Here is a 12,530-nt window from a genome sequence, read left to right on the forward strand (position 1 = left end):
GGCTCACGCGTCGCTGTGGCCCTGCCGGCCGGGCAGCGCCACGGTGAACATCGCGCCGCCTTCGGGGGCGTGACCCGCACTGATCCGGCCGCCGAGCCGGGTCACCAGACGGGCGGCCAAGGCCAGGCCGAGCCCGCTGCCGACCTTGCGCACCCCGCGGTAACGCCGGTTCAGCTCGCCCCGTTCGAACGCGACGGCCAGGTCGTCGTCGGTGAATCCGGGGCCTCCGTCGCGTACCTCGATGATGCCCTCGCCCTCGCCGGACCGGACGGCGAGAATGAGCGGCGCGCCGGCCGGGACCACCCGCAGGGCGTTCTCGCAGAGGCCGTCGAGCACCTGCCGGATCCGGCCCGGGTCGGTGCCGACGACCACCGGCTCGTCCGGCGTCCGCACGGTCAGTGCCGGCCCGCCGTCGGCGCATCGCGCGGCCCACGCCTGCCCGGCCTGCCGGACCAGCTCCCCCAGGTCCACGTCGGTGACGTCCAGCGGCAGGTCGGCGGCCTCCAGCCGGGAGAGCACCAGCAGGTCGGAGATGAGCCGGTCCAGTCGCTGCGCCTCGGCGAGCACCGTCGATCCGGCCGCGGCCGTGTCGTCGCCGCTGATCACACCGTCGGCCAGCGCCTCGGCGTAACCGCGGATCGTCGCCAGCGGGGTACGCAACTCGTGCGACACCGACAGCAGGAAGTCACGCTCCCGGCCCTCACTGGTCTGCAACGCGCCCGCCAGCTGGTTGATGGCGTCGGCGAGCCGGACCGCCTCGGCCGGGCCGGCACGGGCGATCCGCACCGAACGGTCGCCGGCCGCGAGCCGCCCGGCGGCGGCCGCGGCCAGCCCGATCGGCCGGGCCACGAACCTGGCCAGCAGCGCACCCGCCAGGATGCCCCCGAGAAGGCCGGCCAGCAGCGCCACCCACACGCCGCGGAACACCCGCCACCCGACGCCGGAGGCGACCCTCCGGGTGAGGACCACCCCGCTGGCGGCGCCCGGGAGAGGACTGCCGGCGATGAACGAGGGCCGGCCGCCGACCGGTGCCCGCAGGTCGACGGTGCCGCCCGCGGTGATCCGGCGGACCACCCGCGGCGGCAGCCCCTCCCTGTCCGGGCGACCGTTTCTGATCAGGTAGATCTCGATGTCCTGAGCGCGCAGCCGGTCGGTGATCCGCTTCCGGGCGGCCGGCCGCTCGTCGGTCAGCGACTCGACCGCGAGGACGGTCTTGTCCATCAGCTCGGCGCGGATCTGGGTGTTCACCGAGCGGATCGCGATCGGCACGGCCACCATCGCGGTCACGATCACGGCGACCACCGCGGTGGCGGCGGTGACCAGCACGGCACGGCCGGTCAGCGTACGGAAGAAGTCACGCATCGGCCGTGTACCCGACTCCACGGACGGTCCGGATCAGGCCGGCCGACGGGCCGAGCTTGGCCCGCACCTGCGCCACGTGCACGTCGACCGTCCGGGTGCCGGCGTGCGACGCGTAGCCCCAGACCGCGGCCAGCAGCTCCTCGCGGGTGAACACCCGCCCCGGCCGGCCCAGCAGGTGGGCGAGCAGATCGAACTCGGTGGCCGTCAGGGTGAGCGCGGCGCCGTCCACGGTGACGGAGCGGCGGCCGGGATCGAGCCTCAGGGGGCCGAGGGACCGGACCCGGTCGGGCTCGGCGGTGACCGACGCCCGCCGCAGCAGCGCCTTGACCCGGGTCACCAGCTCCCGCGGGCTGAACGGCTTCGTCACGTAGTCGTCGCCGCCCAGCTCCAGCCCGAGGATCCGGTCGACCTCGTCGTCCCGCGCGGTCAGGAAGATCACCGGCGTCCAGTCGCCGTCGGCACGCAGCCGGCGGCAGATCTCGGTGCCGTCCAGCCCCGGCAGGGCGATGTCGAGGATGCAGGCGACCGGGCGCAGGCGGCGAGCGGCGGCCAGCCCGGCCGCCCCGTCCCGTTCCACGTGCACCCCGAACCCCTCACGGCTCAGGTAGAGCCGGACCAGGTCGGCGATCGGCCGCTCGTCCTCGACCACGAGGACCAGCCCCCGGCCCGGTATGTCCGTCATCGGCCCATCATCGGTCTGCGCACCCGCGTCCACCAGGTCATCATGCCGCCGTCCGGGCCGCGCGAACGTTCGAGGAAGGTAAGGACGCCGATGACCCGACCGGGTGACGTGTGCGTGTCGCACCGGATGGTGCGACATCACCGCTCTTCCGGCCGTGACCAGCGACCGATCGATGATGGGCGCGCTCCCAGAAAGGATCGGGAAGCGCTTTCCCATCGTGCTATAAAAGCGACAGTGCGCCGGGGGCGAGGCGTCGGACACGGGGGGATGCCTCGCCCCCGGCGCCCCGGCCGCGCTCTGGAGACGTCCACACTCGCATCGGCCCGCGCGCCGATGCCGACCGACTGCTTCGCGGGCTGAACGCCGTCTCCCCGCACCCCGCCCCGGCCGGCGCGTTCCGGCCGCGACCGGCGGCCCTCCTCGCGTGGATGCCACGGGAGGAGTGGTTGCGGCTGGGGGCGGCCGTCGGCGTACCGGAAAAGGGTTCGGGATTGTCTGTTCGGGAACGATGGGTGCATGGCCTATGTGAATCCGGCGGGTGAGTTCACCCGCGATCAGCGGTACATCGCCACCCGGATCACCGCGGACGGGCGGGACGGTTTTCCGGTCGAGGCGGGGCGTTATCGGCTGGTGGTCGCGCGGGCGTGCCCGTGGGCGAATCGAGCGATCATCGTGCGGCGGCTGCTCGGCCTGGAGGACGCGTTGTCGATGGGCATCTGCGGGCCGACGCACGACGAACGGAGCTGGACCTTCGATCTCGATCCGGGCGGGCGTGATCCGGTCCTCGGGATCGAGCGGCTGCAGGAGGCGTTCCTGGCCCGTTTCCCGGATTACGACAAGGGCGTGACGGTCCCCGCGATCGTGGACGTGACCAGCGGAGAGGTCGTCACCAACGACTTCGCGCAGATCACCCTCGACCTGTCGCTGGAATGGACGGAGCATCATCGGCAGGGCGCCCCCGAGCTCTATCCGCCGCACCTGCGGGACGAGATCGACGCGGTGAACGAGGGCGTGTTCGCCGACGTGAACAACGGCGTCTACCGGGCCGGATTCGCGGGCACGCAGGAGGCCTACGAGAAGGCGTACGCCCGGTTGTTCGCCCGTCTCGACCAGCTGTCGGAGCGCCTTTCCGGACAGCGTTACCTGGTCGGTGACACGATCACCGAGGCCGATGTCCGGCTGTTCACGACACTGGCCCGATTCGACGCCGTCTACCACGGCCATTTCAAGTGCAACCGCACCAAGCTGACCGAGATGCCGGTGCTCTGGGCGTACGCGCGCGACCTGTTCCAGACGCCCGGATTCGGCGACACGATCGATTTCACGCACATCAAACGGCACTACTACGAGGTGCACCGCGACATCAATCCGAGCGGTGTCGTCCCGGCCGGCCCGGACCTGCGGGGCTGGCTGACCCCGCACGGCCGCGAGTCGCTGGGCGGCCGCCCGTTCGGGGACGGCACTCCCCCGCCGCCGCCGGCCCCGGCCGAGACGGTCCCGGCGTCACACTCCGCCGAGCAGGTCTCGCAGTAGGGCGTTGAGCTGGGCGCTGCTCTCCGGCGGGAGGTGGGCGAGGAGGCGCTGCTGCTCGGCGAGGCCGGCCGCGACCGCCTCGTCGGCGATGGCGTGGCCCTGCTCGGTGAGGCGGACCAGGATGCCCCGGCGGTCGTTCGGATCGGGGGCGCGGGCGACCAGGCCGGCCTTCTCCAGGCGGTCCAGGCGGGCCGTGGTGCCGCCGGTGCTGAGCATCATCGAGGCCGCCAGCGCGCCCGGCGACAGCTGGAACGGCTCGCCCGAGCGGCGGAGCGTGGCCAGTACGTCGAAGTCGGCGCGGGCGATGCCGAACCGGGCGTAGGCGCGCTCGGTGGCGTCGCCGGCGAGGCGGGACAGGCGATGGATGCGTCCGAAAACGCCCATGGCTTCGGTCTCCAGGTCGGGGCGCTCACGGGCCCACTGGGCAAGGATCCGGTCGATGTCGTCGGTCACCTCTCCATTTTCCTTGATGACAAGCTTCTCGAACAAAGTTATCTTGATGTCGAGATACTTTACGTCGAGGGAGTTGGGTCTGATGCGGATTCTGCTGGTCACCGCCCTCACACCGGTGCTGTGGGGGACGACGTATGCGGTCACCACCGAACTCCTGCCGCCCGGCCGCCCCCTGTTGAGCGGGATGCTGCGGGCACTGCCGGCCGGTCTCGTGCTGCTGGCCCTCACCCGGCGGCTGCCACGCGGCGCCTGGTGGTGGAAGTCCGCGGTGCTCGGGGCACTCAACATCGGCATCTTCTTCGCGCTGCTCTTCGTCACCGCGTACCGGCTGCCCGGCGGGATGGCGGCGGTCCTCGGGGCGGTGCAGCCGCTGCTCGTGGCCGGCCTCAGCGTGCTCCTGCTGGGTGAGCGCGTCTCCGGGCGTACCATCGCCGCGGGTTTGATCGGGGTGGCGGGCGTCTCCCTCGCCGTGCTGACCGCTTCCGCCCACCTGGACCCGATCGGGGTGGTCGCCGGCCTGGCCGGCGCCGGATCGATGGCGCTCGGCCTCGTCCTCACCAAGCGGTGGGGCCGCCCCGGCGTCTCGTTGCTCACGGTCACCGGCTGGCAGCTCACGGCCGGAGGTCTGCTGCTGGTCCCGGTCACCCTCCTGACGGAGGGCCCGATTCCCTCACTGTCAGTGACAAATCTCGGGGGGTACGCCTACCTGAGCCTGATCGGGACGGCGCTGGCCTACACGCTCTGGTTCCGCGGACTCGACCGGCTGCCGGCGTCGCGGGTGTCGCTGCTCAGCCTCTTCGCGCCGCTCACCGCGACGGTGGTCGGCTGGGCCGCGCTCGGCCAGACACTGACCCCGGTGCAGTTGGCCGGGATGGCGCTCGCCTTCGGCGCCGTCGTGTGGGGACAGTCAGTGGTGCATGTCCGCCGTCGTGACGATGCGCTTGTCGTAACCGCCGCGGGCCGCCCGCAGCATGGCCCGGCCGACCTCGTCGGTGGTGGTGACGAAGCGCGGCGCGACCCGGCGGATGAGCGGGACGAGCGGCGCGATGATCGTGTAGGCGGTGTTGTACCACCCCGTTTTCGAACGGACACCGTGCGTCGGCTGGATGAACCCGGGGCGGAACGCGAAGCCGTTACGGAACATCTCCATCACCTCCCGCTCGGTCCGGGCCTTGACCCGCGACCACATCAACCGGCTGTCGGCGTCGGTGCCCTCACCGGAGACGTAGACGAAGGTGAGATCGTCGCCGAGCGGGGCCAGCGCACGGGCCGCGGCCATCGGCAGGTCGTAGGACACCCGGGTGTAGGCGGCCTCGTCCATCCCCACCGATGACACGCCCAGGCAGTAGAAACAGGCGTCGTAACCGGCCAGCTCACCGGCGATCGGGCTGAGGTCGGCGAGATCGGGCAGGACGATCTCGCGCAGTTTCGGATGCTCGACACCGGTCGGGCTGCGGGTCACCACCAGCACCCCGGTCACATCCGGCGCGAGCAGGCACTCCCGCAGCACACCCTGACCCACCATCCCGGTCGCGCCGAACACGATCACCCTCATGTCCCCAGTGTGCCGCGTTCGGGAGGCGGAAAACGTCGTACCCCGGGCCTAGGGTCGTCGTGTGCCCGTTGAACGGTGGTCCGTCGCCCAGGTCGAAGCGCTCGCGCCCGACCCCGCCTCGCTGCGCAACGCGCGCGGCGCCGCCGGCCAGTTCTCCGCCACCGGCCTGACCGGCGACGTCCTCTGGGGACTGTGCCGGGGCTATCAGGTCGCCGCCGATCTGGCCGGGCCGGCCTTCAAGTGCTCCTGCCCCAGTCGCAAGATCCCGTGCAAGCACGTGCTCGGCCTGCTGCTGCGCTGGTCCGCCTCGGGGGTCTCGTCCGATCCGGCCCCCGAGTTCGTCACCGCCTGGCAGACCGCCCGGGCGGCGCGCGCGGCCCGGGCGACGGCGTCCCCGCCCGATCCGGTGGCCGCGGCCAAACGTGCCCAGGGCCGTGCCGAGCGTGTCGCCGGCGGGATGGCCGAGCTGCGACGATGGCTCGATGACCAGGTCGATCAGGGCCTGGCCGCGGCCGGGCGGGCCGGTCCGCAGCCGTTCGAGACGATGGCGGCCCGGCTCGTCGACGCCCAGGCGCCCGGGGCGGCCGGCGCGGTCCGCCGGCTCGGCGGGTTCGCCGGAGTCGGGCCGCAGTGGGCCGACCGGCTGCTCGGCGAGCTGGCGCTGCTCCGGCTGCTGGTCAGCGGCCACGCCCGGCTCGGCACGCTCGACCCGGCGCTCGCCGCCACCGTGCGTTCGCGCATCGGTTTCCCCACTCCGGCCGAGGAGGTGCTGGCCGGCCCGCGGGTCACCGACCGCTGGCAGGTTCTCGGCCAGGTCGAGACCGACGACGGCTCCCTGACCAGCCGGCGGACCTGGCTGCACGGCGCCGGCGGCCGATTCGCGCTGATCCTGTCGTTCGCGGCGCCGGGCCGGCCACTCCCGGCCGACCTGATCCCCGGCACCGAGTTCCGCGGCGACCTGTGCTTCTACCCCGGGGCCGCGCCGCTGCGAGCCCTGGTCGCCGAGCAGATCTCGGCGGCCGAGCCATTCGGCGCCCCTGACGGCGCCGGCACCATCCGGGCGGGTCTCTCCCGGTGGGCGACGCTCATCGCTTCCGAGCCCTGGCGGTACGACGCGCCGATGCTCCTCGCCGACGTGCGCCCCACGGCCGACGGTCACCTGGTCGACGAGGAAGGCTCGGCCCTGCCCCTCGCCCCCGGCCATCGTGAGCCGTGGTGGCTGCTCGCCGCGGCGGGCGCCCACCCCGCCACCGTCGCCGCCGAGTGGTCCCCGTCCGGCCTGCGCCCCCTCGCGGCCTGGGCCGACGGCCGATTCGTCCCCGCCGCGCCGCCGGTGCCCGATTCATCCTCCCGCCGCACTGCCGAACTCCCACCGGAACTACTGACGGCCGCCCTGCTCGGCACCGGCCGCCGCCCCTGGTCAGCGACGTCGTTGTGGGTCGGCCCCCTGACGGTGAGCCTCAGCGCCATCCCGTCCACCCTCCCACCAGCCACCCACACCGGTCCGCCCTCCGCCGGGGCAGCCGGCCACACCGAAACAGCCGCCCTCCCGGCGCCCCTGACCCTCGCCGAGCCCGCCACCTTCAGCAGGCCCGCCGAACCCGCCTCTCTCAGCGAGCCCACCGCCATCCGGAAGCCCGGCACCCTCGCCGAACCCGCCTCCCCCGCCGAACCCGCCTCCCTCAGCGAGTCCACCGCCATCCGGAAGCCCGCCGTCGCCGAACCCGCATCCCTCAGCGAGCCGGCGGCCCTCGCGGAGTTCGCCGGGCCGGCCACGCTTGCCGGGCCGGTCGAGCCAGGTGATTCCGCGCCCGCCGCGGTGCCGGGTGCGGACGGGCCGGCGGCGGCTCTGCTGGAAGCGGCGGCGGTGGCGTTGATCTGCCGCCGGGCCGGTATGGAGCCGGAGTTCGGCCGGGTTCCGGTGGCGGCCGCGCCGGCCGAGATCGACGAACCGCTGCCGCCTCCCGCCGCCGCACGGCTGGCCCGGATTCTGGGTGGCGGCGCGCCCGCCGGGGGCCACCACGAGCAGGAGTTGCTGGCCCAGTGGCTGACCGCGGCCGCGGCCCGGGGCGGCATCGTGCCGCCGGTGATCCTGCCCGAGCTGCTGGAGGCGGGCCGCCGCAACACCACGATTCGCGGCGACGTGGCCCGGGTCGCCGGGCGGCGCGGGACCTGGCTGGCCGGTCAGCGCGCCGACTGGCGGTGGCTGCTGAACGAGGCGGCGCCCGCGCCGGCCGGCGACTGGGCCACCGCGACCACCACCGAGCGCCTCGGTCATCTGGCGGCGTTGCGCGCTGTCGATCCCGGGCGGGCCCGTGAGCTGCTGGAGAGCACCTGGGACGAGGAGTCCTCGGAGAACCGGGCGCGGTTCCTGGGCACGTTCGGCCCCGGCCTGTCCCGCGCCGACGAGCCCCTGCTGGAACGTGCCCTCGACGATCGGCGCAAGGAGGTCCGGGAGGTCGCGCTCGACCTGTTGCGCACACTGCCCGGTGCGGCTCTCGGCCGGCGGATGGCAACCCGCGCCCTGGCCGCGGTCAGGCTCGACGCCTCCGGCCGGCTGACCGTCGAGCCACCCGCCGAACTCGACCGTGAACTGCGGCGCGACGGCGTCGGCGCCACACCGGTCCGCGGCGTCGGCATCGGCGCCTGGCTCCTCGAGGAGATCGTCGCCGGCGCACCCCTCGACATCTGGACCGGTCCGGCAGCATCGACAGGGAGTTCGGCTCCGGCCGGCGAATCCACCGGAGCCGATGCCACGAGCAGGGCCGGGGATCGGGCCGCGACCGTCGGCCGGGCCGCAACCGAGACCGGGGAACCGGCCGCAACCGTCGGCCGGGCCGCAGCCGAGACCGGGCTGGGGCCCGCGGACTGGCTCGGGCTCGCCCGTGGCCACGACTGGGCGAATCCGCTGCTGCACGGGTGGGCCAAGGCCGCCGTGGTGCAGCGGGATGCCGGGTGGGCTTCGGCGCTGCTCAGGTCGGACGGCGGGATGCTGCGGGAGGCCGTCCGGTGGGATCTGCATCTGGTGCTGCCACCGGATGTGCTGGCCCGGCTGGCGACGGCGGCGCTGCGGTCCGAGGACGGTTCGGCGCAGCGGCTGCTCGGGCTGCATCCGGGGCCGTGGCCGGACCGGCTGGCGGTGGCCGTCCTGGAGACGGTCGAGCAGCGGGCCCGTAACGACCGGCACACCTGGCAGCTCGGCGAGCTCTGCCGGGCCGCCGGGCTGGCGATGCCACCGGAGTATGCCGACCTGGCCGGGCGACTGGCCGTACGCCTCGATCAGATTGTTGATCCGACCCGGGTGCGCCCGGTGGCCGAGCTGGCCCGCACCCTCGCCTTCCGCCACGAGATGTTTCAGGAGTTGCAGTGAACGACGGCACGACACCGACCGCCGAGGCGCTGCGGCCGCACGCCGAGGATCAGTATGCCGAGGAGCTGGCCCTGCTCGCGGCCGCCGACGACCGGCCCCGGCCGCCCGGGTGGCGGCTGTCCCCACAGGCCGTGGTCACCTATCTGCTGGGCGACGGGGCGAAGGTCACCCCGAAGTACGTGGGGCCGCGCCGGCTCATCGAGGTGGCCGTCTCGACGCTGGCCACCGACCGGGCGCTGCTGCTGCTCGGGGTGCCGGGCACGGCGAAGACGTGGGTGTCCGAGCACCTGGCGGCGGCGATCTCCGGTGACTCGACGCTGCTCGTGCAGGGAACCGCCGGGACCGCGGAGGAGGCGATCCGTTACGGGTGGAACTACGCCCGCCTGCTCGCCGAGGGCCCGACCGATGCGGCGCTGGTGCCGAGCCCGATCATGCGGGCCATGCGGGCCGGGTCGATCGCCCGGCTGGAGGAGCTGACCCGGATGCCGTCCGACGTGCAGGACGCGCTGATCACCGTGCTGTCCGAGAAGGCGCTGCCGGTTCCCGAGCTGAACACCGAGGTCCAGGCGCGGCGCGGGTTCAACCTGATCGCCACCGCCAACGACCGGGACCGCGGGGTCAACGAGCTGTCCAGCGCGTTGCGGCGGCGGTTCAACACGGTGGTGCTGCCGATGCCGGCCGGCGCCGACGACGAGGTGGAGATCGTGGCGCGCCGGGTCGCCCAGCTCGGGAAGGCCCTGGAGCTGCCGGAGGTGCCGGCCGCGATGGAGGAGATCCGCCGGGTGGTGACGGTCTTCCGGGAGCTGCGGTCCGGGATGACCGAGGACGGGCGTACCACCCTGAAGTCCCCGACCGCGACCCTCTCGACCGCCGAGGCCATCTCGGTGGTGACGAACGGCATGGCGCTGGCCGCCCACTTCGGTGACGGCACCCTGCATCCCGGTGACGTGGCCGCCGGCATCGTCGGCGCGGTGATCAAGGACCCGGTGTCCGACGGCGTCGTCTGGCGGGAGTATCTGGAGACGGTCGTCCGGGAGCGGCCCGGCTGGCTCGACTTCTACCGGGCCGCCCGCGATGCCTGAGCGGATCTACGGGATCCGGCATCACGGGCCCGGTTCGGCCCGCGCGGTGCTGCGCGAGCTCGACGCGCATCCGCCGGAGGTGCTGCTGATCGAGGGGCCGCCGGAGGCCGACGACCTGGTGCGGTGGGCGGCGGACGACGGCCTGGAGCCGCCGGTGGCACTGCTCGGCTACGCCGTCGACGACCCGGGGAAGGCAGCGTTCTGGCCGTTCGCGGTCTTCTCCCCGGAATGGCAGGCCATCCGGTGGGCGGTCCGGCGCGGCGTCCGCGTCCGTTTTTTCGATCTTCCGTACGGCTGTCGCGTCGCGCCTCCCGCGGACACCTCGACACCGCCGGAGGTCGCGACCGGAAATGCCGTCCGCACGGCGGATCCGATCGTTCCACCGCCAGCGGATCCGGGCGTCCCACAGCCCGCGGATCCGGTGGCGTCGCGGCCCGTGGATCCGATCGCGGAACTGGCGGCCGCGGCGGGCTACGACGATCCGGAACGGTGGTGGGAGGACGTCGTCGAGCATCGGGGCATGCCGGTGTTCGAGGCGATCGCCGAGGCCATGGCCGCCATCCGGGAGCACGCGCCGGAGGATCCCGACGATCTGGCGCGCGAGGCGTACATGCGGTCGGTGCTGCGGGAGGAGCGACGCCGGCACCGGGACATCGCCGTGGTGTGCGGAGCGTGGCACGTTCCGGCGCTGACCCGGAAGGTGGCGGTCAAGGACGACACCGCGCTGCTCAAGGGACGACGCCGGGGGAAGGTGGCGTTCACCTGGGTGCCGTGGACGTACGGGCGGCTCGCGTCGTGGTCCGGGTACGGGGCGGGGGTGCACTCGCCGGGGTGGTATCACCATCTCTTCACCACCGGGGACGATGTGGTCACCCGATGGCTGGTGGACGCGGCCGGCGTGCTGCGGGCCGAGGGGGTGCCCACGTCGTCGGCGCACGTGATCGAGGCCGTGCGGCTGGCCGAGGCCCTGGCCACGCTGCGCGGGCGGCCGCTGGCGGGGCTGGCCGAGGTGACCGAGGCCGCCGAAGCGGTGATGTGTGACGGTGAGCCGCTGCGGTCCGAGCTGATCGCCCGCCGGCTGGTCGTCGGCGAACGTCTCGGCTCGGTGCCCGACGACATGCCGGCCGTGCCGCTGGTCCGTGACCTGACCGCGCAGCAGCGAGCGCTGCGGCTCCGGCCGGAGGCCGCCGGGCGTGCCCTCGACCTGGATCTGCGGCAGGACACCGACCTGCGGCGCAGCCGACTGCTGCACCGGCTGACGGTGCTCGGGGTGCCGTGGGGTCAGCGGGCGGCGGCCCGGCGCGGGACGGGGACGTTCCGGGAGGAGTGGCGGCTGGCGTGGCAGCCGGAGTTCGCCGTCCGGCTGGTCGAGGGCGGCATGTGGGGCACCACCGTGGTGTCGGCGGCGACCGCCCGGGTCACCCGGCAGGCCCGGGACGCGTCGACGCTGGCCGAGGTCACCGCGCTGGTGGAGGTCTGTCTGCTGGCGGATCTCGCCGAGGCGTACCCACCGGTGCTGGCCGCTCTGGACACCCGCGCCGCGCTGGACGCCGACGTGCATCATCTGATGGCGGCGATCCCGGCCCTGGCCCGGACCCTGCGGTACGGCGATGTGCGCCGCACCGACGTGGCCGGGCTGGCGACGGTGACCGCGAGTCTGCTGGGCCGGGTGTGCGCGGCGTTGCCGTCGGCGGCCGGTTCGCTCTCCGACGAGGCGGCCCGGCAGTTGCGCGACGGCATGGACGGGGTTCATCAGGCGGTCGGGCTGCTCGCCGACGACTCGCTGCGGGAGCGCTGGCTCGGCACGATCGGGTCGCTGGCGGCCCGGCCGGGGTTGCACGGGCTTCCGGCCGGCCGGTTGACCCGGCTGCTGCTGGACGCGGGGCGGCTGGACGGCCCCGAGGTGCGGCGACGGCTGCGCCTGCCGTTGACGGTCGGGGCTCCCCCGGCGCACGCGGCGGCCTGGGTGGAGGGTTTCCTGTCCGGCGGCGGGCTGCTGCTGGTCCATGACGAGGCGCTGTTGTCGCTGGTGGACGACTGGCTGGCGGACATCCCGGCGGACGCGTTCGACGCGGTGCTGCCGTTGCTGCGGCGCACGTTCGGCGGTTTCGACCCCGGCGAGCGGCGGGCCATCGGCGAGCGGATCGCCGGCGGCCGGGCGGCGCAGGCGGGGCCGGTGGTCGCGCTCGACATCGATCGGGCGGCGACTCCACTGGCGACGCTGGGCGCACTGCTGGGCCGCCACCTGACGACAACCGAGAGCAGCGACTCGGCGGCAGACGACAACAGCCACCCGCCGGCAGGCGAGCACGGCCACCCGGCGAGCGGCGAGAACAACCGCCCGGCGGCAGGCGCGAACGACCGCCCGGCGGCAGGCGAACACGACCACTCGGCGACCGCCGAGAACAACCGCCCGGCGGCAGGCGAACACGACCGCCCGGCGACAGGCGCGAACAACCGCCCGGCGGCGGATGTGAACGGGTAGGGGGCCGG

The 12,530-nt window shown here is 73.9% G+C and carries 8 protein-coding genes and 1 pseudogene; 5 read left to right on the forward strand and 4 right to left on the reverse strand.

Features of this window, described 5'->3' with window-relative positions; genetic code table 11:
• Window positions 1–3: 3 nt before the first annotated feature.
• Together BM290_RS14790 and BM290_RS14795 are read right to left on the reverse strand one after the other, a co-directional pair.
• Entirely contained in the window at window positions 4–1,362 is a 1,359-nt protein-coding gene (locus BM290_RS14790; protein WP_093614216.1) for a sensor histidine kinase, read from the reverse strand.
• Window positions 1,355–2,044 carry a response regulator transcription factor gene (locus BM290_RS14795; protein WP_093614218.1) on the reverse strand — a complete coding sequence of 230 codons (690 nt, stop codon included), beginning with the start codon at window positions 2,042–2,044 and terminating at the stop codon, window positions 1,355–1,357. The genes BM290_RS14790 and BM290_RS14795 overlap by 8 nt, the downstream gene beginning before the upstream one ends.
• Before the next feature lie 516 nt (window positions 2,045–2,560).
• Here BM290_RS14795 and BM290_RS14800 point away from each other — a divergent pair.
• Window positions 2,561–3,577 (forward strand): glutathione S-transferase family protein, encoded by a 1,017-nt coding sequence (locus BM290_RS14800; RefSeq protein WP_093614220.1) that lies wholly within the window; start codon window positions 2,561–2,563, stop codon window positions 3,575–3,577.
• Here BM290_RS14800 and BM290_RS14805 read toward each other — a convergent pair.
• The gene (locus tag BM290_RS14805; protein ID WP_239143546.1) at window positions 3,548–4,030 is read right to left on the reverse strand and encodes a MarR family winged helix-turn-helix transcriptional regulator; all 483 of its coding nucleotides are present in this window, start codon (window positions 4,028–4,030) and stop codon (window positions 3,548–3,550) included. The genes BM290_RS14800 and BM290_RS14805 overlap by 30 nt on opposite strands.
• An 82-nt stretch (window positions 4,031–4,112) precedes the next feature.
• Between BM290_RS14805 and BM290_RS49705 the strand changes: the two are divergent.
• Window positions 4,113–4,868: pseudogene (locus BM290_RS49705) on the forward strand (EamA family transporter); the annotation flags it as partial.
• 69 nt (window positions 4,869–4,937) lie between these two features.
• On the opposite strand, the gene BM290_RS49710 reads toward BM290_RS49705, so the two are convergent.
• A complete protein-coding gene (locus BM290_RS49710; protein ID WP_239143547.1) occupies window positions 4,938–5,585 on the reverse strand; it encodes a Rossmann-fold NAD(P)-binding domain-containing protein in 648 nt (215 codons plus the stop codon).
• A gap of 61 nt (window positions 5,586–5,646) precedes the next feature.
• Here BM290_RS49710 and BM290_RS14815 point away from each other — a divergent pair, with 61 nt between their 5' ends.
• Genes BM290_RS14815 through BM290_RS14825 form a run of 3 tightly spaced genes read left to right on the forward strand, consistent with a single transcriptional unit; the run spans window position 5,647 to window position 12,522 of the window.
• Window positions 5,647–8,955 (forward strand): DUF5691 domain-containing protein, encoded by a 3,309-nt coding sequence (locus BM290_RS14815; protein WP_239143548.1) that lies wholly within the window; start codon window positions 5,647–5,649, stop codon window positions 8,953–8,955.
• Window positions 8,952–10,037: an ATP-binding protein gene (locus BM290_RS14820; protein ID WP_093614224.1), complete on the forward strand. Its 1,086-nt coding sequence runs from the start codon at window positions 8,952–8,954 to the stop codon at window positions 10,035–10,037. The genes BM290_RS14815 and BM290_RS14820 overlap by 4 nt, the downstream gene beginning before the upstream one ends.
• Window positions 10,030–12,522, forward strand: a complete 2,493-nt coding sequence (locus BM290_RS14825) for a DUF5682 family protein (RefSeq protein ID WP_239143549.1) — start codon at window positions 10,030–10,032, stop codon at window positions 12,520–12,522. The genes BM290_RS14820 and BM290_RS14825 overlap by 8 nt, the downstream gene beginning before the upstream one ends.
• Window positions 12,523–12,530 lie beyond the last annotated feature (8 nt).

The sequence above is a fragment of the Actinoplanes philippinensis genome (assembly GCF_900113015.1).
Classification (GTDB): Bacteria; Actinomycetota; Actinomycetes; order Mycobacteriales; family Micromonosporaceae; genus Actinoplanes; species Actinoplanes philippinensis.